25 protein-coding genes are annotated in these 23,573 nt (G+C 65.5%); 19 read left to right on the plus strand and 6 right to left on the minus strand.

Annotated features, from left to right (window positions below):
* The first annotated feature begins 217 nt into the window (after positions 1-217).
* Positions 218-610 (plus strand): DUF805 domain-containing protein, encoded by a 393-nt coding sequence (locus G410_RS0100550; protein ID WP_022671706.1) that lies wholly within the window; start codon positions 218-220, stop codon positions 608-610.
* A 98-nt stretch (positions 611-708) separates the two neighbouring features.
* On the opposite strand, the gene G410_RS0100555 is transcribed toward G410_RS0100550, so the two are convergent.
* On the minus strand, positions 709-1,392 hold the full coding sequence (locus G410_RS0100555) for an MBL fold metallo-hydrolase (RefSeq protein WP_022671707.1): 684 nt from the start codon (positions 1,390-1,392) through the stop codon (positions 709-711).
* A 65-nt stretch (positions 1,393-1,457) separates the two neighbouring features.
* On the minus strand, positions 1,458-2,105 hold the full coding sequence (locus G410_RS0100560) for a S24 family peptidase (protein WP_022671708.1): 648 nt from the start codon (positions 2,103-2,105) through the stop codon (positions 1,458-1,460).
* A 139-nt stretch (positions 2,106-2,244) separates the two neighbouring features.
* On the opposite strand from G410_RS0100560, the gene G410_RS0100565 reads away from it, so the two are divergent.
* Complete coding sequence (locus G410_RS0100565; protein ID WP_342662445.1) at positions 2,245-2,391, plus strand: hypothetical protein; 147 nt, start codon at positions 2,245-2,247, stop codon at positions 2,389-2,391.
* Complete coding sequence (locus G410_RS0100570) at positions 2,378-2,689, plus strand: hypothetical protein (RefSeq protein WP_156851808.1); 312 nt, start codon at positions 2,378-2,380, stop codon at positions 2,687-2,689. Before G410_RS0100565 ends, G410_RS0100570 begins: the two co-directional genes overlap by 14 nt.
* A gap of 7 nt (positions 2,690-2,696) precedes the next feature.
* On the opposite strand, the gene G410_RS17215 is transcribed toward G410_RS0100570, so the two are convergent.
* Both G410_RS17215 and G410_RS0100580 read right to left on the minus strand, forming a co-directional pair.
* Entirely contained in the window at positions 2,697-3,977 is a 1,281-nt protein-coding gene (locus tag G410_RS17215; protein ID WP_022671711.1) for a hypothetical protein, read from the minus strand.
* Between the two features lie 22 nt (positions 3,978-3,999).
* Complete coding sequence (locus G410_RS0100580; protein WP_022671712.1) at positions 4,000-5,250, minus strand: TIGR04063 family PEP-CTERM/XrtA system glycosyltransferase; 1,251 nt, start codon at positions 5,248-5,250, stop codon at positions 4,000-4,002.
* A 94-nt stretch (positions 5,251-5,344) separates the two neighbouring features.
* Here G410_RS0100580 and G410_RS15055 point away from each other — a divergent pair, with 94 nt between their 5' ends.
* The 5 genes from G410_RS15055 to G410_RS0100610 all read left to right on the plus strand — a co-directional run bounded on the left by G410_RS15055 (position 5,345) and on the right by G410_RS0100610 (position 10,091).
* Entirely contained in the window at positions 5,345-5,527 is a 183-nt protein-coding gene (locus G410_RS15055; protein ID WP_022671713.1) for a hypothetical protein, read from the plus strand.
* Positions 5,528-5,536: 9 nt separating this feature from the next.
* Entirely contained in the window at positions 5,537-6,910 is a 1,374-nt protein-coding gene (locus G410_RS0100590; protein ID WP_022671714.1) for a putative O-glycosylation ligase, exosortase A system-associated, read from the plus strand.
* A gap of 133 nt (positions 6,911-7,043) precedes the next feature.
* A complete protein-coding gene (locus G410_RS0100600) occupies positions 7,044-8,234 on the plus strand; it encodes a mechanosensitive ion channel family protein (RefSeq protein WP_022671716.1) in 1,191 nt (396 codons plus the stop codon).
* Between the two features lie 100 nt (positions 8,235-8,334).
* Positions 8,335-8,796, plus strand: coding sequence for a MaoC family dehydratase (locus tag G410_RS0100605; RefSeq protein ID WP_022671717.1), 462 nt, complete (start codon positions 8,335-8,337; stop codon positions 8,794-8,796).
* 116 nt (positions 8,797-8,912) lie between these two features.
* Positions 8,913-10,091 (plus strand): acetyl-CoA C-acyltransferase, encoded by a 1,179-nt coding sequence (locus tag G410_RS0100610; RefSeq protein WP_022671718.1) that lies wholly within the window; start codon positions 8,913-8,915, stop codon positions 10,089-10,091.
* Between the two features lie 65 nt (positions 10,092-10,156).
* On the opposite strand, the gene G410_RS0100615 is transcribed toward G410_RS0100610, so the two are convergent.
* Complete coding sequence (locus tag G410_RS0100615) at positions 10,157-11,416, minus strand: metal-dependent hydrolase family protein (protein WP_022671719.1); 1,260 nt, start codon at positions 11,414-11,416, stop codon at positions 10,157-10,159.
* Positions 11,417-11,565: 149 nt separating this feature from the next.
* On the opposite strand from G410_RS0100615, the gene lnt reads away from it, so the two are divergent.
* The 5 genes from lnt (at position 11,566) to G410_RS0100640 (ending at position 16,812) form a co-directional block, all read left to right on the plus strand.
* Complete coding sequence (gene lnt, locus G410_RS0100620) at positions 11,566-13,176, plus strand: apolipoprotein N-acyltransferase (protein ID WP_084488912.1); 1,611 nt, start codon at positions 11,566-11,568, stop codon at positions 13,174-13,176.
* A gap of 51 nt (positions 13,177-13,227) precedes the next feature.
* Positions 13,228-14,460 (plus strand): methionine adenosyltransferase, encoded by a 1,233-nt coding sequence (gene metK, locus G410_RS0100625; RefSeq protein ID WP_022671721.1) that lies wholly within the window; start codon positions 13,228-13,230, stop codon positions 14,458-14,460.
* A 10-nt stretch (positions 14,461-14,470) separates the two neighbouring features.
* Positions 14,471-15,172 carry a tRNA (guanosine(46)-N7)-methyltransferase TrmB gene (trmB, locus tag G410_RS0100630; RefSeq protein WP_022671722.1) on the plus strand — a complete coding sequence of 234 codons (702 nt, stop codon included), beginning with the start codon at positions 14,471-14,473 and terminating at the stop codon, positions 15,170-15,172.
* 133 nt (positions 15,173-15,305) lie between these two features.
* A complete protein-coding gene (locus G410_RS0100635; protein ID WP_022671723.1) occupies positions 15,306-16,076 on the plus strand; it encodes a sulfite exporter TauE/SafE family protein in 771 nt (256 codons plus the stop codon).
* A 94-nt stretch (positions 16,077-16,170) separates the two neighbouring features.
* Positions 16,171-16,812 carry a glutathione S-transferase family protein gene (locus tag G410_RS0100640; protein ID WP_022671724.1) on the plus strand — a complete coding sequence of 214 codons (642 nt, stop codon included), beginning with the start codon at positions 16,171-16,173 and terminating at the stop codon, positions 16,810-16,812.
* 49 nt (positions 16,813-16,861) lie between these two features.
* On the opposite strand, the gene G410_RS15060 is transcribed toward G410_RS0100640, so the two are convergent.
* A complete protein-coding gene (locus tag G410_RS15060; RefSeq protein WP_162604058.1) occupies positions 16,862-18,061 on the minus strand; it encodes a GGDEF domain-containing protein in 1,200 nt (399 codons plus the stop codon).
* Positions 18,062-18,450: 389 nt separating this feature from the next.
* Here G410_RS15060 and G410_RS17220 point away from each other — a divergent pair, with 389 nt between their 5' ends.
* The 6 genes from G410_RS17220 to G410_RS0100675 all read left to right on the plus strand — a co-directional run bounded on the left by G410_RS17220 (position 18,451) and on the right by G410_RS0100675 (position 23,537).
* Entirely contained in the window at positions 18,451-19,014 is a 564-nt protein-coding gene (locus G410_RS17220) for a hypothetical protein (RefSeq protein WP_022671726.1), read from the plus strand.
* Positions 19,011-20,345, plus strand: coding sequence for a DNA-packaging protein (locus G410_RS0100655; RefSeq protein WP_022671727.1), 1,335 nt, complete (start codon positions 19,011-19,013; stop codon positions 20,343-20,345). The genes G410_RS17220 and G410_RS0100655 overlap by 4 nt, the downstream gene beginning before the upstream one ends.
* A 43-nt stretch (positions 20,346-20,388) precedes the next feature.
* The gene (locus tag G410_RS0100660; protein ID WP_022671728.1) at positions 20,389-21,531 is read left to right on the plus strand and encodes a phage portal protein; all 1,143 of its coding nucleotides are present in this window, start codon (positions 20,389-20,391) and stop codon (positions 21,529-21,531) included.
* Positions 21,528-21,836 carry a DUF6127 family protein gene (locus G410_RS0100665; protein ID WP_022671729.1) on the plus strand — a complete coding sequence of 103 codons (309 nt, stop codon included), beginning with the start codon at positions 21,528-21,530 and terminating at the stop codon, positions 21,834-21,836. Before G410_RS0100660 ends, G410_RS0100665 begins: the two co-directional genes overlap by 4 nt.
* Complete coding sequence (locus G410_RS0100670) at positions 21,833-22,240, plus strand: HK97 family phage prohead protease (RefSeq protein ID WP_022671730.1); 408 nt, start codon at positions 21,833-21,835, stop codon at positions 22,238-22,240. Before G410_RS0100665 ends, G410_RS0100670 begins: the two co-directional genes overlap by 4 nt.
* 82 nt (positions 22,241-22,322) lie before the next feature.
* Positions 22,323-23,537, plus strand: a complete 1,215-nt coding sequence (locus tag G410_RS0100675; RefSeq protein ID WP_028970889.1) for a phage major capsid protein — start codon at positions 22,323-22,325, stop codon at positions 23,535-23,537.
* Positions 23,538-23,573 lie beyond the last annotated feature (36 nt).

Here is a 23,573-nt window from a genome sequence, read left to right on the forward strand (position 1 = left end):
GTATCTTTGTTTTTCGCCACGCCTGCTACTAACCACAGAAATGTTAAGAAATGATGCAAAGCGGGCAGGCCAAGCCGTTAATTGCCAGCGCGGCGTTGCTTTTTGCGTCGCAGGACGTGGCGACAGAGTTGCTGCGCGATACCACAGACGGTAGAAAAGTTGTCAGGCTCGGCAGTTCAGAGCCGTATATAATGGCCAGCTATATCAGGAGAGCGCGATGGAATGGATGATCTTGCCGTTTAAGCGGTACGCCGATTTTCGCGGTCGTTCGCGCCGCAAGGAATATTGGATGTTCACGCTGTTTATTGCCATCGCCACGGTGCTGCTGGGTGCCATGATGGTCGTCAGCGCAGAGGGCTTAGGCACCGCCTTCGGCCTTGTTGCGCTGCTGGGGGGGCTGGTTATCATCATTCCATCGCTGGCGGTGCAGGTGCGCCGTTTCCACGATCAGGACAAATCGGGCTGGTTCGTCCTGCTTAACCTGATCCCCTATATCGGCGGCTTTATCGTGCTGATCATGATGCTCCTGCCCGGCACGGCTGGCAAAAACCGCTATGGGCCAGACCCTAAGGCGCTGGGCGAGGACGCACTGACCGAAACCTTCCGATGACGCCCGTCGCTTCAACATCTGTCACACCCATGGGCGCGCAATAGGCGGCACTGGCGGGTCTCGCCGGTTCAGGGCTTTTCAGCTCAGGGCTTTTAAGTTCAGGCTAGGGCAGCATCGCCGACGAAGGGATTGCTCTGGCGTTCGCGCCCGAAATTGCTGGCCCGGCCATGGCCGGGGATGAAGGTGGTGTCATCGCCCAGCGGCCATAGCTTCTGCGTGATCGCGTCGATCAGGTCCTGATGATTGCCCATCGGAAAATCGGTGCGCCCGATCGACCCTTCGAAGAGAACGTCGCCGACAATGGCCAGCTTCGATTCGCGGTGATGGAAGACGACATGGCCGGGCGTGTGGCCAGGGCAGTGATAGACGTCCAGCGTGAGATTGCCGACGGTCACCCGGTCGCCATCGTCCAGCCAGCGATCGGGCTCGAACGGGGCGCTGTCCAGCCCGAAGCGCGCGCCGTCATCGCCCAGCCGGTCGATCCAGAACAGGTCCGCCTTGTGCGGCCCTTCGATCGGCAGGCCCAGTTCTTTCGCCAGCTTGCCTGCCTCGCCGCAATGATCGGCATGGCCATGGGTGATGAGGATCTTTTCCAGCTGCACCCCGGTCTGCTTCACCGCATCCTTCAGCTTGTCCAGATCGCCGCCTGGGTCGACCAGCGCGGCCTTGCCCGTGGCGGTGCACCAGATCAGCGAACAGTTCTGCTGCAGCGGCGTGACGGGGATCATCGCGGCCTTGAGCGGCGGTGTCGGCTGGGCGGTGCTGGAGGTGACATTGGGCATGGCTGCAAATCTGGCCGGGCCGGGGGCATGATGCAAGCCCGTTGGCGATCGGGGCGGGCGGGGGATCAGAAGCGCCGGCCCGCCCAGACCACGCGGCCGATCACCTCCACATCCGCCCATGGCACGCTGTCATAGCTGGGATAGGCCGCATTGTCCGACAATATGGACAGCAGCCCGCCGGGCGCCAGAGCCAGCCGTTTGACCATCAGCGTGCCATCCATGCGGATGACGTGAATCCCCTCGCGGAAGGGGCGCTGCGCGGCGGCGCTGTCGACCATGATCTGGTCGCCATGCGACAGGGTGGGCTCCATGCTCTCACCCAGCACCGCGATCAGCTTGTGCGTATCCGGACTGGCCCCGATAGAGCGCAGCCAGGCTGCATCGAAGGCGATGCCGCCGCTGGCCGCATCGCCCTGCGCAAAGGCACCGCCGCCGGCGGACGCTTCGGCTTGCAGCCGGTCCAGCCGAATCAGGCCGCCGGTTCCTGCCGAATTCCTATCCTGCGCGGGAATGCCCAATGTGGACGCGGCCACGCCGAAAAACTGGGCAATGGTCCGGCAGTCCTCTTCGGCCAGGCGCCGCGGGCTTCCGCGCTTGATAAACTGCTGAATATACGCAGGATTCTTTCCCAGCAGTCGTGACAGACCGGCATAGTCCCCACCATGATCGATGATGAGGCGCTCCAGCGCGCGGCGTTGTCCGGTTCCATCCATCAGGCCAGCATAGAGATAGGAAAATTCCTAGACAAGTAGGATTTGGAAAGGAACAAAGAAGGAACATTGATTCGGCGGACGGGGAGCGAAGGCCATGCATCTAGGACGGACAGTGGAACGGTTCTTGCGGGAGGCGGATATGCCGGCGACCAGATTCGGCCGTCTGGCGGTGAACGATCCGCGCTTTGTGCACGATCTGCGCAATGGACGGGAGCCGCGCTCGCGCACCGCAGACCGCGTCATCGCCTTTATCGAACATTTCCGGGAGCATCATGATGCCGCATGACGCCTTGCTGTGCCGCGGCGCGGGCCGGGTGGTCCGTCACATGGTGGATATCGTGGGCCAGCCATGCGTGATCCGCTGGGCGGGGCAGCGCCCCTGGGCCAGTGCCACGTTCGATGGCTTGCGGCTGGCCGTGCAGCTGGAACTGACCGAAGAGCCCGCACCCGAAGATCTGCGCGCCATATGTCTTCGCCTGGAGCAGGCCGATTATGGCGTGGCGAAATATCTGGTCGCCGATGTGCAGGCCGCCGGCAAGGCGCGCATGATCGATATAGAGGCGCTGCTGATCCGGAACGCCTGATCGCTCCTCAGGCGCTGCGTTGGCTCAGGCGCTCCAATGTCTCCAGGGCGGCGCGCAGCGCCTCGTCCATATCGTCGGAGGGGCCGTTCCGGTCTGGCGTCTTCGAGGGGGCCGGAGCCTTGCTGTCCACTTCAGACGCGAAAGCCGGACGCACCGTCTGTCGGGATTCGGGAAAGGGCGCGCTTTTTCCTGACGGCGCTGCGGCCATGCGTGGCCCTGGAGATGGTGGTTCGGATGCTCCGCCGTCGCTGCACTGCGCCGCAGATGGTGCTGCCGGTTCAGGGGGCTGCGTCGTTTGCGCAGGCGTCACGGCGTCGACAGGCGCCGGTTCCGATTCGGCACGCGCGCTGTCGGTCGCGGCGGTTTTGGCACTTTGCAGAAGCCGCCGTTCGAGCCGGTCGATCAGCGCATTCAGATCGAGATCGGCATAGGGCATGCCCTGATCCGCTGCCCGATCGCCATGGTCCTGCGCAGCAAGCCGGTCCTGCTCGCGATCCGAAGATACGGGCCGTGTCGGCGGAACGCTGTCGCCGGCATCCATTTGCGGAGGTGATGCTTGTGGGGATGGGCTGGAAAGTGGCCGCCAATTGTCCACCTCTGCAGCCTTGGCCGCCATCGGCACGGCACGGGGGGCGTCCGTCGGGGCGGGCTCGGACGGATGGTCCGCTGCGGTGCCGGTGGATGGCGTGTCCGCTTCGGTGGGGGCAGGCGCGGCGGCGCGGGTGCCAAAGGTATCTTCCATGTCCGCGAAATCCGCACTGGCTGAAATCGGCCGACGTGGCGGCGCATCAGGGTGGCGGTCGAACCGATTGAGCCTGGGCACATCCTCGGTCGCCCGCACGCTGGTGGTTGGCGCGGCCTCCTCCGTTTCCCGGCCAGCCAGCGCATCGAGCCTGCTTTTTACCTTGGCAAACCAGCCCGGCCCGGACGCCATATTCGCCTGGCTGTCCGACGCGTCGATGGGCCGGACCGCAGCGGGCGGCAAACGGCGCTCGGTGGCGGCATGGTCTTGCATGGTGATCAACTCCTTGGAATCAGTGCGCGAAGGCTCCTGCTGACCGCGAACGGCCAGCACGATGCCCGCCGCCAGAACGGCGGCGGCAAAGGCCAGGGCCAGCCTTGCGGTCATGCCGAGCGGCGGGGCGGCTTGCGCTATCATTTCGGACAATCCGCTGGACGCGGTGAAATTCTCGATCACGCCGATCGGGATGAGCAGCGTCGCGCATGCAGCCACGGTTCCGGCCAGCAGGGCCAGAATGATGGGCTGAATTCGCTTGTCGATATGCATGCCTGCTCCTGCGAGGGCGCGCCTATGCGGCGCGTTCGTCCACCGCACCATCTAGCAAGGAATGGTAAACGGGATCGTAACGAAGAACGTTGCTCGCCCAGTCGCGTTCCTGCCGGACGAAGGCCTGTGCCGTGTCGCGCCGGGCTTCCCAGCCGTGCCGATCGTCCAGCATAGCGCCCACCGCCTCCGCCAATGCCAGCGGATCGTCGGGCGTGAACAGGGTGCCGGTCTTTCCATCGGCAATCAGTTCGCGGTGGCCGCCCACATCGGATGCGGCGACCAGGCGGCGCTGGGCCATGGCCTCCAGCGGTTTGAGCGGGGTCACCAGCTCGGTCAGCCGCATGGCCTTGCGCGGATAAACCAGGATGTCGATCAGGCTGTAATAGCGCTCCACCGCCTCATGCGGCACGCGCCCGGCGAAATGGATCGCGTCGGCCGAGGCGGTCTGTCCGGCCTGAGACCGCAGCGCAGCCTCGCACGGGCCGCCGCCGACCAGCAGCAACTGCGCGCGGGGATGGCGCTGGCGCAGGCTGTCCATCGCCGCGATGGCGATGTCGAGCCCCTCATAATCGTAGAAGCTGCCGATAAATCCGATCACCGGGCCATCGTCCAGATTGAGCGCGCTGGCCAGCGCGTCGTCGCGCGGCGGCGGCGCGCCGAACAGATCCAGGTCCACACCATTGGGGGAGACCACGATCTTGCCCGGCGGAACGCCGCGCCGGATCAGATCCTGTTTCAGGCCGTCGCAGATCACGGTCACGGCATCGGCCTGCCGTACCACGCGCGATTCCAGCGCACGGGTGACGCGATATTTGGCGCTGCCCTCACGGCCCGTACCGTTGCCAACGGCGGCGTCTTCCCAGAAGGCGCGGATTTCATAGACCAGCGGCACGCCAAGCTGCACGGCGGCGCGCTGCGCGGCCATGCCGTCCATCATCGGCGAATGGGCGTGGAGAAGATCGAACGGCCAGCTTCGGTGCAGCGCCACGATGCGATCGGCCAGCATGGAAATCTCGCGAAATTCGCGCAGCGGAGAGGGCATGGCGCTGCGTCCGGGCGTGCGGAAGAAGCGCAGGCCCTCATGCTCCCGGGCGTCCAGCCCTGCCGAGGCGTCCGGATCATATTGGCCGGTGCCGGTGGACTGGCGCAGACCGGTCAGCCCGGCCACCTCCCATCCGGACCGCTCCTGCGCCTTCATGATCGCGCGCGTGCGGAAGCTGTAGCCGCTGTGCAGCGGCAGGCTATGGTCTAGGACATGGAGGATGCGGGCCATGGCATGATACCCTGTCGTAAAAGGCTTAACGGGCCGTCAACCTAAGGCACGTAGAGCCTTCATTCTATTACAAAGCCGGGCAGCCCAGCGCGCTATGATCGACCATTTTTCCATATTGCTCAGTCACGGCCTGCTGTTGCTGGCCTATTGGCGTTTGTTGCATCGGCCGGATCTGGACATCGAACAGCCGCGCAAGGCCATGGCGGAGCAGCTTGGCCTGGGCGATGGGCCTGGTCCGAAAGACCCCGGCGCGTCTGCCGATAGCGGCAGGCGCTGAGCGGGCCGGATGCGCGATCTCTATCTTCTCGGCTTTCTGGGGCTGTTCCTGCTGTTCGGCCTGCGCAAGCCGTTCCTGTTCACGCTGACCTATGCCTATATCGATATCGTCGCGCCGCAGCGGCTGAGCTATTATCTGCTCAACAGCATCCCGATCTCCCTCATCGTCTTTGCGCTGGCGCTGTTCGGCTTCCTGCTGGACCGGAACAAGATCGACGCCCGCGTGTCCGGCCGGCAGATCTGCATGCTCGTGCTGCTGGCCTATGCCGGATACACCACGATCACCGCCGATGTGCCGGTGGAGGCCGCCTCCAAATGGGATTGGGTGTGGAAGGCGCTGGTCTTCGCCATCTTCCTGCCGCTCACCTTGCGAACGAAGCTGCGGATCGAGGCGCTGGCGCTGACCATGGTGCTTTCGCTAGCGGCGCTGGTGGTCAATGGGGGGCTGAAGACGCTGCTGTCCGGCGGCGGGTACGGGGCGCTGGTGATCCTGGTGGATGACAATAGCGGCCTGTATGAAGGATCGATCATCAGCTGCGTGTCGATCGCGGTCATTCCGCTGGTCTGGTGGCTGGCCAATCACGGCACCATCTTTCCGGCCCGTGACGAACGCTGGCGTCTGCCGCTCAAGCTGTTCGCCATCGGCCTGACCGGGGCGGCCATTCTGGTGCCGATCGGTACGCAGGCGCGCACCGGGCTGGTCTGTCTGGTGGTGCTGTTCATCCTTTCCCTGCGCTTTTCGCGCTATAAGATGCTCTATGCGTTCGGCGCGATGTTTCTGGCGCTGGCGGCCATCCCCTTCCTGCCAAGCGCGTTCAGCGAGCGGATGGGCACCATCCAGAATTACGAAGAGGACGAGTCCGCCTCCACCCGCCTCGCGGTCTGGGGATGGACGCTGGACTATGTGAAATCGCATCCCGGCGGCGGCGGGTTCGAGGCCTATCGCCAGAATACGCTGCGCTATGAAATGCCGGCGGTGGACAGCAACGGCATCGCCACCGGCGGGACGGAGGTGCAGGAGGTGGTGGATGCCGGGCGCGCCTATCATTCCAGCTATTTCGAGATGCTGGGAGAGCAGGGCTTTTTCGGCCTGCTGCTCTGGCTCATCATCCATGTCGGCGGGGTCTGGCGGATGGAGCTGCTGCGCCGCCGCTACAAGGACAGCCAGAAGGCCGATCAGCAATGGATCACTCCGCTGGCGCAGGCGCTGCAGAATGCGCAGATCGTCTATCTCACCGGATCGCTGTTCGTCGGCATCGCCTTCCAGCCCTTCGTCTACATGCTCATCGCCATGCAGATCGGGCTGGACACCTATCTCGCCAGGCGGCGCAAGGAGGAGGGGTTCGTGTCGATTGCCGCGCAGCTGAAGGCCAAGGCCGGCTGACGGGTTACCGGCCCGCAGCGGGCTGTGCATCCGCCCGGCACCGGCACTGCGTTGGACAACGCAGCCGCCAATCCCTATCTGCCGCGCGGCGGCGCATGGGCGCTGCCGGCATGATGCAGATGGAGCAATCGATATGGCCAGCAAGCTCACGGAAAAGGCCGCCAGCCCCTTGCCCAAAGGCAATGACGTGGCTGCCGCCTGGACCGAACTGACCGACTATCTCCAGTCGATCGCGGACTGGTTCGTGGTGCACTGGGTGGAGGTGTTGATCGCGCTGGCCGTGGCGGTGGTGCTGTATGTGGCGCTCTCCGCGCTCAAGCGGCTGGGCGTGCGCTATGTCCGCCGCAATGAGAATCTGACCGGCTATCGCATGATCATCGGCCGCGCGATCGCCAAGACCACGCGCAGCTTCCGCTTCCTCATCGCGGCGCAGCTGGTGGCCAGCTATGCCAGCGCGCCCGACTGGCTGGAAAGCTTCATCGGTTTTCTGTTCACCATCACGGTGGTGCTGCAGATCGCCATCTGGGTGCGCGAGCTGCTGATCGGGTTCATCGAGAAGCGCAACCACAGCACCGAGGATTCGCACGAAACGCTGGATAGCGCGATGAAGCTGATCCACATTTTCGTCACCTTCGTCATTTTCGCCATCGCCGTGGTCGTGATCTTGGGCAATCTGGGCGTGGACGTTACCGGGCTGATCGCCGGTCTGGGCGTCGGCGGTATCGCCATCGGTCTGGCTGCGCAGGGCATTTTCGCGGATCTGTTCGCCGCCATCGCGATCATTTTCGACAAACCCTTTTCCAAGGGAGACACCATCCAGTTTGACAGCTTTTCCGGATCGGTCGAGGAAATCGGTCTGAAATCCACCCGGGTACGGGCGGTGACGGGTGAGGAGATCATCATCTCCAACGCCAATCTGCTGAACAAGGAAATCCAGAATCTCACGCGCCGTCCGCACCGGCGCACCAAATTCGCGATCACGCTGATCTACCAGACGCCTGCCGACAAGGCGGACAAGGTGCCCGATATTCTGCAGGACATCGTGGAGAGCGCGGGTGCCACCTTCGTGCGCGCAGGTTTTGTCGGTTTCGGTGACAGTTCGATCAATTACGAGGTGGAATTCGACGGCCCGTCCGATTTTACCGCCAGCTATCACCAGCGCCACCGCGTCGGCATTGCCATCTTCGATCGCTTTGCCAAGGAAGGGCTGGAATTCGCCTATCCCACGCAGACCACCTTCACCTCCGCGCCGGACGGCACCATGGTCATGCCCTATCCGCAGATCCAGCCGGTACGGCAGATCGAGGACGGCACCGACGTCTGAGCGCGTCCATCCGTCCACCTGCCGTAACGGCAAGCCGTTTTGCTTGAGAAAGTGGCGGCGACAGGCCATGGTCGCGCCATACCGATAAAAGGAGAGCGGCATGGCCGAAACCATTGCGCCCGAACAGATGAAAGACAGAATTGGCCAGGAACTGGGCGTGTCCGACTGGGTGACCGTGGATCAGGACATGATCGACAAGTTCGCCGAAGCGACGGGCGACCATCAGTTCATCCATGTCGATGTGGAAAAGGCCAAGATGACGCCGTTTGGCGGCACCATCGCCCATGGCTTTCTAACGCTGTCCCTGCTCCCGCGCCTGGCGGCCGAGGCGGATATGCCGCGGCCAGAAGGCGTGAAGATGGGCGTGAATTACGGCGGCAACAAAGTCCGCTTTCTGACGCCTGTCAAATCCGGATCGCGCGTGCGCGGGCGGTTCAAGCTGCTCGATATCGAGGAAAAGCGGCCCGGCCAGTGGCAGCAGACGCAGGAATTCACGGTCGAGATCGAGGGGGAGGGCAAGCCCGCCCTGATCGCCGAGTGGATCAGCCAGTTTTTCGTATAATTTAAAACGCCACTATCATTCCGGCGCTATCCGGACTCTCCAAAGGCGCAGCGCCCGATGAGAGCCCGGCTTTTGCCGGGGCGACGCCTTCAGAAACCATCACAGGAGTACATCATATGCGTGACGCCGTCATCGTTTCCACCGCCCGCACCCCGATCGGGCGTGCCTATAAGGGTGCTTTCAACAACACGCAGGGCCCCACGCTCGGCAGCTATTCGGTCAAGGCCGCAGTCGAGCGTGCTGGCGTCGAAGGCAGCGAGATCGATGATTGCATCATGGGCTCGGCGCTGCAGCAGGGCACCACGGGCGGCAATGTCGCGCGGCAGATCGCACTGCGCGCAGGCCTTGGCATCGATGTGCCCGGCATGACGATCGACCGTCAGTGCTCGTCGGGCCTGATGAGCATCGCCACCGCCGCCAAGCAGATCATCACCGATCGCATGGACTGCGTCGTGGCCGGCGGGCTGGAGTCGGTCTCGCTGGTGCAGACCAAGGAAATGCGCGTGATGCCCGATCCGGAGCTAATCCAGATGCACGGCGCGGTGTACATGCCCATGCTGCAGACCGCCGAGACGGTGGCCCAGCGTTACGGCATCAGCCGTGAGCGTCAGGACGAATATGGCCTGCGTTCGCAGCAGCGCACCGCCGCTGCGCAGGATGCGGGCAAGTTCGATGACGAGATCGTGTCCGTTTCCACCACCATGAAGGTGCAGAACAAGGAAACCGGTGAGATTTCGGACAAGGACGTCACCATCTCCAAGGACGAGGGCAACCGTCCGGAAACCACGCTAGAGGGCCTGAACAGCCTGAAGCCCGTGATGGGCGAGGGCACCTCGATCACCGCCGGCAACGCCTCGCAGCTGAGCGATGGCAGCTCCGCCAGCGTGCTGATGGAAGCCAAGGTCGCCGAAAAGCGCGGATTGACGCCGCTGGGTCGTTACATCGGCATGGCGGTTGCCGGTACCGAGCCGGACGAAATGGGCATTGGCCCCGTGTTCGCCATCCCCAAGCTGCTCGAGCGGTTCGACCTCAAGGTGGACGATATCGGCCTGTGGGAACTGAACGAGGCGTTCGCGGTGCAGGTGCTGTATTGCCAGGACAAGCTGGGCATTCCCGATGAGCTGCTGAACGTCAATGGCGGCTCCATCTCGATCGGCCACCCCTATGGCATGACCGGCGCGCGCTGCACCGGCCACGCGCTGATCGAAGGCAAGCGTCGCGGCGCGAAACATGTCGTCGTGACGATGTGCGTCGGCGGCGGCATGGGCGCAGCCGGTCTGTTCGAAGTGCTCTGATCCAGCGATCTCGAGCCAAGTGATAAAAGGCCGTCCTGCATTTCTGCAGGGCGGCCTTTTTTCCGTCAGTCGATGATCTGGCCCCGCGCCATGACCCAGTCGACCTGTTGCAGCGCTGCAGCATCTTCCAGCGGATTGCCGGAGACCGCGATCAGATCGGCAGAGTAGCCCGGCGCGATCCTGCCGATCTGCCCTTCCATATCCAGCAGCCGGGCGGCCACGGTGGTGGCGCTGGCCAGCGCCTCGCGCGGGGTCATGCCGGCATCCACCAGCATCTGAAATTCCTCGGCATTGCGGCCATGCGCGAACACGCCCGCATCGGTGCCGAAGGCGACCGGCACGCCGAGCTGCTTGGCAAGGCCGACCGCCTTGCCGACCTCGCTCAGCGTCATGCGGATCTTGTTCTCCACCACGGGCGTGTACATGCCCGTGCCCAGCCCTTCGGAGACGCCGCGAAAGGCCAGTAGCGTTGGCACCAGATAGGTGCCCCTGGCCTTCATCACGCGCAGCGCCTGCTCATCGGCAAAGGTGCCATGTTCGATCGAATCGATGCCCGCCGCTGCCGCCGCCTCCACGCCGCGCGCGCCATGGGCATGGGCCATGACCTTGAGGCCAAGCGAATGCGCGGTATCGGCGATCGCGGTCATCTCGTCATCGGTGAAATGCGCGCCCAGACCGCGGCCCTGCTGGCTCAGCACGCCGCCGGTCGCGGTAATCTTGATGACGTTGGAGCCGTTGCGGCTGGCCTTGCGTACCCTGGCGGTGCACTCGACCGCGCCCGTGCAGGTGAAGCCGCTGGACAGCAGATCGTTGATCTCCGGCAGGAAGCCGGACACATCGCCATGCCCGCCGATGATCGCGAGCGGCGGCCCGGCGGCAATGATGCGCGGGCCGGCAATCAGGCCTTCATCGGTGCCCCGGCGCAGCGCGAACGCGGTCTGCCCGGCGGAGCCCGCCTCCCGCACGGTGGTGAAGCCGGCCTTCACGGTTTTCAGCGCATTTTTCACGCCCACGACCACGCCCCATTCGCCCGGTTCGGTCGCTTCCTTCCAGAAATCGCCGCCCGGATCGCCGGTCAGATGCACATGTGTGTCGATCAGGCCGGGCAGCACGGTCTTGTCGCCGAGGTCGATGATGTCGTCGCCGGTGGCCGTTCGGTCGATCCCGGCGGTGATCGAGACGATTTTGCCGTCCTCGACCAGCACCGTGGCCGGACCCATGGGGTCGGACGCGGCATCGGTGATCAGATTGCCGACAAGGATCGTCTCGGCGGCTCCCGGACCGGCAAGAGCCAGCAGGGGCAGGGCGAGCAGCAGCGCTTTCATCTCATCATTCTCCTTGGACGATCGGCGAATCACATGACGCCAATTCTGGCGGCGATGATAGCGCGGCCCTGGCCGTTCCGCATGCCCGGCGGGCCGGCACCGGGAAAGACTTGCCAGCGCGGGCGCGCTCGGGGCAGGAGCGGGCGATCATGACCATATCTTCGCAATTCGCCCAAGCGGGCCAGTGGCTGCGCGCCCATCCGCTGATCGTCGCGGCCCTGGCCGGCCTGCTCGTGGCCGAAGGCTTCGCGCCGCAATATCGCCTCATCCTGCTGCCGCTCATCGGCTTTGTCGCGCTGATGCACTTGCTGCTGCACGCCAGCGGCGCGCGTCAGGCCTTCCTGATCGGCTGGGTTTTCGGGCTGACGCAGTTTGTGCTGGGGCTCAACTGGATCGCCACCGCCTTCACCTATCAGGCCGAGATGCCGGTGTGGCTGGGCTATATCGCGGTGCTGCTGCTCTCCGTCTATCTGGCGGTTTACCCGGCGCTGGCCGGGCTTGGCGCATGGTGGATCGGGCGGGGCAGACCGCTGGCCTTTGCCTTGGGTTTTGCCGGGCTGTGGACGCTCACCGAATGGGTGCGCGGCTGGCTGTTCACCGGCTTTCCGTGGAACCCGCTATCCAGTCTGGTCATCGACCATGGCATCCTGCCGCACGCGATGCGCTGGATCGGCACCTATGGCCTGTCCGGTCTGCTGCTGCTGGTGCCGGGCTTCTGTCTGTGCGCGCTGCACGGGCGGCGCGGCGATCATGCGGTTGGCGGTAAGGGTGGCTGGGCGCTCGGCGCGGCCAGTCTGGCCATGATTGCCAGCATGTTCGTGCCCAAGCAGCTTGGCACCCCAGTCGCGACGGGCGACCAGCCGACGATCGCCATCGTGCAGCCCAATATCGGGCAGGACATCGCCAATGATCCGACGCGCTATGAGGAATTTTTCGCCCGGCTCGCCCGGCTGTCTCAGCCCGCGCCCGGCCAGGCCCCGTTCGACATGGTGTTCTGGCCGGAAGGGGCGATCCCCGATTATCTGGAGGACGGCTATCCGCGCCGTTTCTATCAGGCGACGACCTACGGCGCGTCCGCCCGTCTGGCGCGCACACGGCTGGCCGATGTGGCCCGCGGCGGGCTGCTCATCACTGGCGCGCAGGATCTGGAACTGAACGGCGACCGGCTGGCCGGCGCCCGCAACATCGTCACCGCCATCGGCCCGGGCGGGCGGCGGCGCGGCACTTATGCCAAGGCGCATCTGGTGCCTTATGGCGAATATCTGCCGATGCGCGGCCTGCTGGAGCCGATCGGCCTGTCGCGGCTCGTGGCGGGCGATATCGATTTCGATCCCGGCCCCGGTCCGCGCTCGCTCGCCTTGCCCGGCATGCCGAAGATGGGCGTGCAGGTCTGCTACGAGATCGTTTTCTCCGGCCATGTCGTGGACCGGGCCAACCGGCCCGATTTCCTGTTCAATCCGTCCAATGACGGCTGGTTCGGCGTGTGGGGCCCGGCGCAGCATCTGCGCCAGGCGCGGATGCGTGCGATCGAGGAAGGGCTGCCGCTGGTCCGCGCCACCACCACCGGCATCAGCGCGCTGGTCGATGCCGATGGACGGGTGCTGGATCGGCTGGACAGCGGAACAGCCGCGCGGATCGCCGCAACCTTGCCGCCGCCGCTGCCGCCCACGCTATTTGCGCGCTTCGGCAATTGGCTGGCCGTCCTGTTCGGCGCGCTACTTGTCGCGGGCGGGATTGCAAGCCGCCGCCGCCCTCGCTAGAGCGCATATAAAGCATTCTTTATATCATGGAAACTGGCGAGGCGGCGGTTTATGCGTAGCGACTATATCTTCACTTCTGAAAGCGTTAGCGAAGGCCATCCGGACAAGGTGGCCGATCAGGTTTCCGACGCGATCGTCGACCTCATGCTGGCCAATGACCCGGAATCCCGCGTGGCCTGCGAAACGTTGACCACCACCAATCGTGTCGTCCTGGCAGGCGAAATCCGCTGCCAGCCGCTGTACGATGCCAAAGCGCATGCGCAAACCGGCGGCTGGGCCCCGGGCGCGCTGACTCAGATCGAGGAAGCCGTGCGCGGCACCGTGAAGGACATCGGCTATGAGCAGGATGGCTTTCACTGGGAAACGCTGGAGCTGCAGAACTATCTGCACGGCCAGTCCAGCGAGATCGCGCAGGGCGTCGATGCCAAGGACAATAAGGACGAAGGTGCCGGCGATCAGGGCATCATGTTCGGTTTCGCCTGCAATGAAACGCCGGATCTGATGCCGGCCACGCTGGATTATGCGCACAAGATTCTGGCGCGTCTCGCCACGGACCGCAAATCGGGCGCGGCGGACTTTCTGGAGCCGGACAGCAAGAGCCAGGTGACCTTGCGCTATGTCGATGGCAAGCCGGTCGGCGCCGAAGCGCTGGTCGTCTCCACTCAGCATGCACCGGGCTATTATTTCCACAATGGCGAAGGCGATGCCAAGCTGTACGGCCGGCTCAGCGACTATATCCGGTCGGTGTTCGACGATGTGCTGCCGGAAGGCTTCGTCAGCGACGATACGGTGATCCACGTGAACCCCACCGGCCGCTTCGAAATCGGCGGGCCGGATGGCGATGCCGGGCTGACGGGCCGCAAGATCATTGTCGATACCTATGGCGGCGCTGCCCCGCATGGCGGCGGCGCGTTCAGCGGCAAGGATCCGACCAAGGTCGATCGCTCGGCGGCCTATATCACGCGCTATCTGGCCAAGAATGTCGTTGCCGCCGGTCTGGCCGAGCGCTGCACGATCCAGCTGAGCTACGCCATCGGCGTGGCCGAGCCACTGAGCGTCTATGTCGATATGCACGGCACGGGCGAGGCCGATCCGGCCAAGCTGGAGACGCTGCTGCCGCAACTGGTGCGCCTCACCCCGCGCGGCATCCGCACGCATCTTGGCCTCAACAAGCCGATCTACAAACCCAGCGCCGCCTATGGCCATTTCGGCCGCGATGTGACCGGGGACCTGTTCCCGTGGGAAAAGACCGATCTGGCCGACAAGCTGAAGGCCGAGTTCTGAAGCTTCTGCGATGATGGCGTATAAAGAAGGCGATCCGACCACGCTCAACCGGCTGTACGGCCGGTCCAAGGGCAAGCCGCTGCGCGAACGGCAGCAGCGGCTGCTGGACGAGTTGCTGCCCCAGATCGCGGTGCCGGAAGAGGGCCCGGTCACCAGCCGCGCGCTCAGCGGCATGGAGCGCCCGATGCATTTCGAGATCGGTTTCGGCTCGGGCGAGCATATGGTGGGCCGCGCCGACATGCTGCCCGATCATATGTTCGTGGGCGCAGAGCCGTTCCTGAACGGTGTCGCCGCCGCGCTGGCGCAGATCGAGGACAAGGCGTTGCCCAATATCCGGCTGCACAATGGCGATGCGCTGGAGGTGCTCTCGCGCATACCGGACGGATCGCTGAGCTTCGTCTATCTGCTGCACCCCGATCCCTGGCCCAAGGCGCGCCATGCCAAGCGGCGGATGATGAACAAGGGCCCGGTCGACATGATCGCGGCCAAGCTGAAGCCTAATGGCGAGTTCCGCTTCGGCACCGACCATCCGGTTTATCTGCGCCACGCGCTGATGGTGATGCAGGGCCGCACGGACTTCGAATGGCTGTGCCAGCGCCCGAAGGACTTCCTCACGCGCCCCGGCGGCTGGCCGGAGACGCGGTACGAATCCAAGGCCCGCAAGCAGGGGCACGAGGTCTGGTATTTCCGCTATCGCCGCCGCGAGGACTGAGCGCGGTTGCCGCGCTGATGCTGGCGTTCCACGCTGAAATGCCAGCTTGGCATGCGCGCAAGTTTATATAGCTATCCGGCCGATCGAAACTGGCATAATCGCTGGCACACCTCATGCGTGAAAGTGCCGTTCCATGCCGGATCCGAGTGCCTTTGATTTCTCCGCAATTCTTCCCTTCATCCTCGTCGGTTTTGCCGCCCAGTCGATCGACGGCGCGCTGGGCATGGCCTTTGGCGTCATCACCAACACCATGCTTGTCGCGCTGCTCGGCATTCCACCGGCACAGGCCTCGGCCAAGGTGCATGTGGTGGAAGTGTTCACCACCGCCGTTTCGGGCATCAGCCATCTGGTGAGCGGCAATATCGACTGGCCGCTGTTCGGCCGCCTGTTGATCCCCGGCGTCATCGGCGGCGTTGCGGGCGCCTATCTGCTGACCAGTCTCGATGCGTCCGTGGTGAAGCCCTTCGTGCTTGCCTATCTGGCGCTGATGGGCGTCTATCTGCTGACGCGCGGCCTGTTCTATCCGCCCAAGGTGAAGCGCCCCAGCGTGGTCGCGCCGCTCGGCCTCGTCGGCGGCTTTCTCGATGCGGCGGGCGGCGGCGGCTGGGGGCCGGTGGTGACCTCCAATCTGCTGGTGCAAGGGGCCGAGCCACGCAAGGTGGTGGGCACCGTCAACAGCGTGGAGTTCTTCCTCACCCTCACCATTTCGGCCACCTTCATCTATCATCTGGGGTTCCAGAGCTTTGCCGGGGCCACGCTGGGCCTGCTCATCGGCGGGGTCGCGGCGGCGCCCTTCGGCGCCATCATGGCCAAGCGCTTCAGCCCCAAGCTGATGCTGGTGCTGGTCGGCATCGTGCTGACCGCGACGAGCGCCTTTTCGCTCTACCGCGCGGTGACCGGCTGAGCCGGCTTGGCAGGTTTAGCCGGCTTGGCAGGGGCGGGCGGCGGGGCTAGCTTTGCCGCCCCGCACCGTCCCTGAACATAGGTCCGCCGCCATCATGAAAATCTACGGCTCCAGCTTCTCGCCCTATGCCAGAAAAGTCATCGCCTACTGCATCGAGGCGGGGATCGATCATGAACTGGTCAGCATCGGCCTCGGCTCGCCCGATCCGGGTTTCCAGGCCGCTTCGCCCCTCGGCAAGATGCCTGCGATGGAGGATGACGGTTTCACGCTGGCGGACAGCAGCGCCATCATCCATTATCTGGAAGCCAGGCACCGACCGGGCCTGATCCCGCAGGACCCGCAGGGGCTGGGCAAAGCCGTCTGGTGGGATGAGGTGGCCGATGCCGAGCTGTTCGGCGCGCTGCAGCCCGCCTTCTTCAACCGCATCGTCCTGCCGCTGTTCCAGCGCCGCGAGGGCGACATGGCGGCAGCGGACCGCGCCATGGCCGGGCCGGTCCCCAAAATCCTCGACTGGCTGGAAGCGCACATGCCCGAAGGCGATGGCTGGCTGCTCGGCGAGCGGCTGACGCTGGCCGATATCGCCATTGCCAGCCCGCTGGTGAACCTGCGCCACGCCGGCGGCACGCTGGACGCGCACCCCCGCATTGCCGCCTTTGCCGAACGCCTGCACGCGCGCCCCTGTTTTGCATCGTCGATCGCGTGGGAAGAGCGCGCCTTGGCAAAGATTCGCGGCTGAGCGCCCGCGCTGATAGCGCCCCGGCTCTGGCAGAGCGCGTCCGAAATGTTCAGGCGACTATCCGCAGGCCGTCGCCGTCGGAGGGCGGCGATATCCGTTCCAGCGGCGCGGTGCGCACACAGTCCCGCCCGGCCGCCTTGGCACGGTACATGGCAAGGTCTGCGCGGCTGAGCGCGGTCTGTGCGCTGTCATTCGGGTGGATTTCCACCACGCCGAAACTGGCGGTGATGGTGCACATATCGGGGAAGGCCTCCAGCCGCAGGGCATGGCTTGCGATCCGCACCCTGTTGGCGGTCTCCATGGCCTCGCCCAGCCCGCTGGCTTCCAGCAGGATGGCAAATTCCTCGCCGCCGATCCGGCCAGCGCAACCCTCGTCCGCGACGGCGCGGCAGATGGTGGCCGCAAATTCGGCGATGACCTGATCGCCGCATTCATGGCCATAGGTATCGTTGATCGCCTTGAAGTGATCGAGATCGCAGATGATGAGCGACATGGGCGCGCGTCGGCGACGCCGGGAAACCATCCGGCTCAGCTCATGATGAAAGGCCGCGCGGTTGAGCAGGCCGGATAGACCGTCCGTCAGGGCCTGCCGTTTCAACTCGGTCAGGAGCTGCTGCACCATGATGACGATGATCAGCAGCGCAAGCGCCACGCCAATCACCGTGCCGAGCGCCTGCGAATAGGCTGCATAATCGGTCGAGAGATAAGGTTGGCTCGCATTGTCGAACCGCCCCGTCGCCAGCGCAATGAAGGGTTTGGCTAGGAAATGCGCACAGGACAGCACGAAGACGACGCCCAGAGCGCGGTCCAGCTTGGCACGCCGCTCTGACAGGATCACCCATGCGCCGATCGACTGCATCGCGGCCAGCGGTGCCTGATACATGATGTAGCCGGTCAGGGAATTCTGGAAGGCGAACTGCGCAGTGAAGATCAGCCCGGCGGCCACCAATGCGGTGAGCGGGATGACCCAGCGCGCGATCGGCCGTTTGTAATGGATGCTGAGACCGACATTGATGAGCGCCAGGCCACCCATGAAGGTCGTGAGGGTCAGGGTGGCGAGACTGGCGGAATGTGGCCATTCCGCCGTCGCCAGCTCGAATATCAGATAGAGGGAGCTGATGAGGAAGCTTCCGGCGAACCAGAAGGCCGCGCGAAACCGGTTATCGAGCAGCGCGATCGCCAGCATCGCCGCCGCGAAGGACAGCGCGATGGCCAGATTGACCCACACGAAAAATAACGCGCTACTCATCGACTTGCTTCCCTGATCGCAGACCATGTGCGCGCCGTGATCGAAGGCCTTCCGGCATCATGAGCCCGCGCCCCACCCTTGATGCTGTTCCAAGGGCCTACATTATTTCGGTAGGGAAATCATTAACAGTCGCACTGGCCGATGCGGCAGCAAGACCATGCGGACGGTCGGACGATCGCGCCGTCCCTATGGACGACGGCCAGTTGCAGCGCGCGGCCCTGGTCCGCCGGCGGCCGCAAAAGAAACCATATAGGCACAAATATATTGACATCGTAACGCTCCTTCGGTACATAAAAGGAAGATCGAGATGAAGCGATTTGGGGCATGAGGCTCCCGTCCACCGGGCGGGGGCCTTTTTCATGCGCCGGATCGGGGCTGGGAGAGCGGATATGGCAAAGAAAGAGACGGCTTCGGTGAACGATGCGGCGCAGCTGGCAGCATGCAGGGGCGATGTCGCTTTACCCGAGGGTTATGAGATCAAGACGGGCAACGGCAATTTTCCGCAGATGATGCCGATCAAGCGCAACGGCTGGAGCAAGAAGCGGATCGACATGTTTCTGTCCGTTCTGGCCAATAGCTGCAATGTTCAGATCGCCGCCGCGTCCGCTGGCGTGGACCGGGCCACGGCCTATCGCCGGCGCGCGCGGGACGCGGCGTTCGCCGCGGGCTGGGATGCTGCGCTGCAGGTCGGGTTCGATCGGCTGGAACAGGCGCTGCTGCGCCGGGCCCTGGAGGTGGCCGACGGCTTTGCGGTGGCTGACGAACCCGCGCAGCTGCCGCCGATGACCATCGCCCAGGCGATGGATTTCCTGTCACGGCACCGCAGGGAAGTGCGCGGAGACGGCGCGGTGGGCCGGGGCAGTGGTGGGCGCAGACCGACGGCGGCAGAAACGGACGCTGCGCTTGCCAAACGCCTGGATGCCTATGACCGCAGTCGAGGCAAAAGCGCATGAGCGGCGATGCAGGGGAAAGCGGCGCCACGATCCGCGCTCTGCTGGAGCGGCTGGAGGCTATCCCGGCGGCGCACCGGAGACGGCTGCTGGCGCGGCTCAGCGTGGCGCAGCGTGAGGAGCTGTCGCAGCGCTGGCAGGGCTTCGAGCATGCCGGGCAGCGTGAACCCTGCGGCGACTGGCGGGTGTGGCTGATCCGCGCGGGCCGGGGGTTCGGCAAGACGCGCGCCGGGGCCGAGTGGGTGAGCGAATATGCGCGCGCCCATCCGGACGCGCAGATCGCCCTTGTCGGCGCGACGATGGAGGATGCGCGGCGCGTGATGGTGGAGGGGCGCAGCGGCGTGCTGGGCGTGGCGCGCGCGCATGAAAAGCCGCGCTGGAAAAAGGGGGCGGGCGAGGTGCATTTCGATAGCGGCGCTATCGCCACCGTCTTCTCGGCGGAGACGCCGGAGGCGCTGCGCGGGCCGGAACATCATGCCGCCTGGTGCGACGAGCTGGCCAAATGGCGGCGCGCCAAGCCGGTGTGGGACAATCTGATCATGGGGCTGCGGCTGGGCGACAATCCCCGCGCCATCGTCACCACAACGCCGCGCGCCGTGCCGATCCTGCGCACGGTCATGGCGATGGACGGCTTTGTGGAGACGCGCGGAGCGACGCGCGACAATCCGCATCTGTCGCGGCGCGTGGTGGCCGATCTGGAGGCGCAATATGGCAGCAGCAATCTGGGGCGGCAGGAGCTGTCCGGTGAGCTGATCGAGGATGTCGAGGGCGCGCTGTGGAGCCGCGCGCTGCTGGAAGCGCGGCGCTGCACGGTGCCCGAAGAGCTGCGGCGCGTGGTGGTCGGCGTCGATCCGCCGGCTGGCGCGGGCGATGGCGATGCCTGCGGGATCGTGGTCGCCGCCATGGTCGATGGCGCGCGCGCCGTGGTCCTGGCCGATTGCAGCGTGGAGGGCGAAGGCCCCGCCGGCTGGGCGGCGGCGGTCGCCAATGCGGCGCGCGAATGGGGCGCGGACCGCGTGATCGCCGAGGCCAATCAGGGCGGCGCGATGGTGGAAAGCGTGCTGCGCGCCGCCGATGCCATGCTGCCCGTCACCCTGGTCCACGCCAGCCGCGGCAAAGTGGCCCGCGCCGAACCGGTGGCCGCGCTCTACGAGGCGGACAAGATCCGCCACGCCGGGCATTTCGCCGCGCTGGAGGACCAGCTTTGCGGCCTGATCGCGGGCGGCGGTTATGAAGGGCCGGGCCGTTCGCCCGACCGCGCCGATGCGCTTGTCTGGGCCATCGCCGCGCTTTTGCTGGGCAAACGCAGCGCTGTGCGTGTGACCGGGCTGTAACACCTACCCCCCTTTTTCAGGAGGGGACCGAAAGGAACGATCTATGACCATCCTCAATTCCCTGCGCCTCGCCTTCAAGGGCGGGGCGGCAGCCGGGCGGCCGCGTCTGGCGCGCTGGTTCAGCTCGCCCTGGGGCGCATCCTTCACCGATGATGCGCCGTTCAGCTACGATAGTGCGATCCGCGCCGGATATGAACGCAATCCGGTCGCCCAGCGGGCGGTGCGGCTGGTGGCCGAGGGTGTGGGCGGCGCGCCGGTGGAAAGCGCCGCGCCCGGCCTCGCCGCGCTCGCCAATGCATCGAGTGCGGGGCAGCGCCTGTTCGAGACGGTGGCGGCGCAGCTGCTGCTCCACGGCAATGCCTATGTGCAGATCTTGCGCGGCGCGGATGGCGGCGTGGCGGAGCTGTTCGCGCTGCGCCCGGACCGCGTGACCATCTTGCCGGATGCGCGCGGCTGGCCCGCCGCCTATCATTATCGTGCCGGCGAGGCGATCGACGCCATCGGCCCCGACGGGCGGCCGCAGATCGTCCATATCAAGGGCTTCCATCCTCTTGACGATCATTATGGGCTGGGCTGCCTCGGCGCGGCGGCGGAGGCCATCGCGGTGCACAATGCCGCCACCCGCTGGAATCGTGCGCTGCTCGACAATGCCGCGCGGCCCAGCGGCGCGCTGGTCTATGATCCGGGCGACGGTTCCACCCTGTCGCCCGAGCAATTCGCGCGGCTGAAGGCGGAACTGGAGGGCGCCTATCAGGGACCCGGCAATAGCGGGCGGCCCATGCTGCTGGAAGGCGGGCTGAGCTGGCAGGCGATGGCGCTTTCGCCCGCCGACATGGATTTTGCCGGGCTGAAAGAAGCCGCCGCGCGGGAGATCGCGCTGGCCTTCGGCGTGCCGCCCATGCTGCTCGGTCTGCCCGGCGACAATAGCTACGCCAATTACCGGGAGGCGAACAAGGCGCTGTGGCGGCTCACCTTGCTGCCGCTGGTGCAGACGATTTGCGAGGCGATCGGCCAGGGGCTGGCCGACTGGTATCCGGGCGCTGCGCTGGACGTGGCGATCGACCGGGTGCCGGCGCTGTCCGAGGATCGCGAGCGGCTCTGGTCCAGCGTGACCGCCGCCGATTTCCTGACGCGCGAAGAGAAGCGCGCGATGCTGGGGCTTACGCCGGAGGAGGAGATGATATGAAAACGGCCGATATGCTGGCGGGTCTGGCCGCCGAGGCGCGGCGCGAGGGGATCGACGTCACCACGCTGCGCGCGATCATCGAAGAAGCGAGCGATGCCGGGGCAGCCCGCGCGCTGGAGCGGCTCGGCCTGTCCGATGGCGCGGCGCATGGCGATGTGAAGGAACTGCGCCAGCTGCTCGCCGCCTGGCGGGAGGCCAAGCGCGGCGCGCTGAAGGCGGCGCTGGACTGGTTGATCAAGGGTCTGTGCGCGCTGCTGCTGATCGGCATCGCGGTGCGGCTGGGCGCCGGGGAGCTGATGCGATGAACGGCAATCTGCGTCCCGTCAGACGCATCGCCGGCTATGCGGCGATCTTCCATATCGAGGATCGCGGCGGCGACGTCATCGTGCCCGGCGCTTTCACCCAAAGCCTCGCTGCGCTGAACCCGGGCACGCTCCCGCTCCTGTGGCAGCACGACCCACGCCGCCGGATCGGCACGATCACCTATGCCGCCGAAGACCGCAAGGGTCTGCGCGTGATCGCGGCGCTGACGGAGGAGGGCAGCGCCTTGGCGCAGCGCGGATGGCAGGGCGGTCTCAGCTTCGGTTATCGCGTGCTGGCCAGCGAGGGCGAGCGGCCGAGGCGATTGTTGCAGGTTGACCTGGCCGAAGTCAGTCTGGTCGGTCTGCCCATGCAGGCCCTGGCAAAGGTCCATCAGCGCGCTGCCTGACACTGGTTCCCACCGCCGCCCCACCGGGCGGCTTTTTTTTCGTCCAAAATCCACCACCGAAGAAGGAAATTCCATGGATATCATGACCAATAACGCACCGGCGCAGGCCAATGTTACGCCCACGCCCGATCCGCTGGAGGCGTCGTTCGATGCGGTGCTGCGGGCCGATGAGCATGAGGCGAAGATCGGCGGGCTTCGCGCCGATGTCGATGCGTTGAAGAGCGATGTCGGCGGGTTGCGCAGCCGGATGGACAAGGTGGCCGCGGCCGCCGCGCGTCCGGTGCTGGCCGCCAGCGCTGCGGGCGAACCCGGCGACGCCCCGGTGTCCGCCGCGCCCGAAGTCAAAAGCTTCATCGACGGGTATCTGCGCCGGGGCCGCGAGACCGAGGTGAAGGCCATGAGCGGCAGCTCCGGGCCGGAAGGCGGCTATGCCGTGCCGCGGCAGATCGATGCGCTGATCGGGCGCAGCTTGATCGATATCTCGCCGATCCGCGCCATCGCCACCGTGGTGCAGACCGGCACGGCGGGCTATCGCAAGCTGGTGACCACCGGCGGCACACCGTCCGGCTGGGTCAGCGAAACCGCCGGGCGTCCGGCCACCGACACGCCGGAATTCGCCGAAATCGCCCCGCCGACGGGTGAGCTTTATGCCAATCCGGCGGCAAGCCAGGCGATGCTGGACGATGCCGCCTTCGACGTGCAGGCCTGGCTGGCGGACGAGATTGCCCGCGAATTCGCCCGTGCCGAGGGCGCGGCGTTCGTGAACGGCAGCGGGGTGAACCAGCCGCGCGGCTTCTTGACCGTCACCAGCACGGACGAGCCGGACGATGTGCGCGCGTTCGGCGCAATGCAATATCTCCCCAGCGGTTCATCCGGCGCATTCGGCGGTACCAATCCGGAAGATGCGCTGGTCGATCTGGTGCATGCGCTGCGACCCGCCTATCGGCAGGGCGCGGCGTTCGTGATGAACTCGGCCACGCTGGCGCGCATCCGCAAGTTCAAGACGGCGGACGGGGCGTTTTTGTGGCAGCCCTCGCTCAGCGCGGGCCGCCCGGACACGCTGCTCGGCTATCCCGTGGTGGAGGCCGAGGATATGCCGGACATCGCGGCGGACGCCACCGCCATCGCCTTCGGCAATTTCCGCGAGGGCTATCTGATCGCCGAGCGCAGCGCGACCAGCATCCTGCGCGATCCCTTCACCAACAAGCCGTTCGTGCATTTCTATGCGACCAAACGCGTGGGCGGCCAGGTGATGAATGCCGAGGCGATCAAGCTGCTGAAATTCAGCGCGGGCTGATGACGCTTAATCCTCCCCGACCGGCTCGGGGAGCAC

Source organism: Novosphingopyxis baekryungensis DSM 16222 (assembly GCF_000420305.1).
Lineage (GTDB): Bacteria > Pseudomonadota > Alphaproteobacteria > Sphingomonadales > Sphingomonadaceae > Novosphingopyxis > Novosphingopyxis baekryungensis.

What these genes read in the sequence shown, in the direction of transcription:
- G410_RS0100590 (WP_022671714.1), top strand. Translation starts at nt 5,537, where the DNA reads ATGCGCGATCTCTATCTTCTCGGCTTTCTGGGGCTGTTCCTGCTGTTC.
- trmB (WP_022671722.1), top strand. Translation starts at nt 14,471, where the DNA reads ATGATGGCGTATAAAGAAGGCGATCCGACCACGCTCAACCGGCTGTAC.
- G410_RS0100635 (WP_022671723.1), top strand. Translation starts at nt 15,306, where the DNA reads ATGCCGGATCCGAGTGCCTTTGATTTCTCCGCAATTCTTCCCTTCATC.
- G410_RS0100550 (WP_022671706.1), top strand. Translation starts at nt 218, where the DNA reads ATGGAATGGATGATCTTGCCGTTTAAGCGGTACGCCGATTTTCGCGGT.
- G410_RS0100675 (WP_028970889.1), top strand. Translation starts at nt 22,323, where the DNA reads ATGACCAATAACGCACCGGCGCAGGCCAATGTTACGCCCACGCCCGAT.
- G410_RS15060 (WP_162604058.1), bottom strand. Translation starts at nt 18,061, where the DNA reads ATGAGTAGCGCGTTATTTTTCGTGTGGGTCAATCTGGCCATCGCGCTG.
- G410_RS0100580 (WP_022671712.1), bottom strand. Translation starts at nt 5,250, where the DNA reads ATGGCCCGCATCCTCCATGTCCTAGACCATAGCCTGCCGCTGCACAGC.
- metK (WP_022671721.1), top strand. Translation starts at nt 13,228, where the DNA reads ATGCGTAGCGACTATATCTTCACTTCTGAAAGCGTTAGCGAAGGCCAT.
- G410_RS17215 (WP_022671711.1), bottom strand. Translation starts at nt 3,977, where the DNA reads ATGCATATCGACAAGCGAATTCAGCCCATCATTCTGGCCCTGCTGGCC.
- G410_RS0100615 (WP_022671719.1), bottom strand. Translation starts at nt 11,416, where the DNA reads ATGAAAGCGCTGCTGCTCGCCCTGCCCCTGCTGGCTCTTGCCGGTCCG.
- G410_RS0100610 (WP_022671718.1), top strand. Translation starts at nt 8,913, where the DNA reads ATGCGTGACGCCGTCATCGTTTCCACCGCCCGCACCCCGATCGGGCGT.
- G410_RS0100665 (WP_022671729.1), top strand. Translation starts at nt 21,528, where the DNA reads ATGAAAACGGCCGATATGCTGGCGGGTCTGGCCGCCGAGGCGCGGCGC.
- G410_RS0100600 (WP_022671716.1), top strand. Translation starts at nt 7,044, where the DNA reads ATGGCCAGCAAGCTCACGGAAAAGGCCGCCAGCCCCTTGCCCAAAGGC.
- G410_RS0100565 (WP_342662445.1), top strand. Translation starts at nt 2,245, where the DNA reads ATGCCGGCGACCAGATTCGGCCGTCTGGCGGTGAACGATCCGCGCTTT.
- lnt (WP_084488912.1), top strand. Translation starts at nt 11,566, where the DNA reads ATGACCATATCTTCGCAATTCGCCCAAGCGGGCCAGTGGCTGCGCGCC.
- G410_RS0100655 (WP_022671727.1), top strand. Translation starts at nt 19,011, where the DNA reads ATGAGCGGCGATGCAGGGGAAAGCGGCGCCACGATCCGCGCTCTGCTG.
- G410_RS0100640 (WP_022671724.1), top strand. Translation starts at nt 16,171, where the DNA reads ATGAAAATCTACGGCTCCAGCTTCTCGCCCTATGCCAGAAAAGTCATC.
- G410_RS0100670 (WP_022671730.1), top strand. Translation starts at nt 21,833, where the DNA reads ATGAACGGCAATCTGCGTCCCGTCAGACGCATCGCCGGCTATGCGGCG.
- G410_RS0100570 (WP_156851808.1), top strand. Translation starts at nt 2,378, where the DNA reads ATGATGCCGCATGACGCCTTGCTGTGCCGCGGCGCGGGCCGGGTGGTC.
- G410_RS15055 (WP_022671713.1), top strand. Translation starts at nt 5,345, where the DNA reads ATGATCGACCATTTTTCCATATTGCTCAGTCACGGCCTGCTGTTGCTG.
- G410_RS17220 (WP_022671726.1), top strand. Translation starts at nt 18,451, where the DNA reads ATGGCAAAGAAAGAGACGGCTTCGGTGAACGATGCGGCGCAGCTGGCA.
- G410_RS0100605 (WP_022671717.1), top strand. Translation starts at nt 8,335, where the DNA reads ATGGCCGAAACCATTGCGCCCGAACAGATGAAAGACAGAATTGGCCAG.
- G410_RS0100560 (WP_022671708.1), bottom strand. Translation starts at nt 2,105, where the DNA reads ATGGATGGAACCGGACAACGCCGCGCGCTGGAGCGCCTCATCATCGAT.
- G410_RS0100555 (WP_022671707.1), bottom strand. Translation starts at nt 1,392, where the DNA reads ATGCCCAATGTCACCTCCAGCACCGCCCAGCCGACACCGCCGCTCAAG.
- G410_RS0100660 (WP_022671728.1), top strand. Translation starts at nt 20,389, where the DNA reads ATGACCATCCTCAATTCCCTGCGCCTCGCCTTCAAGGGCGGGGCGGCA.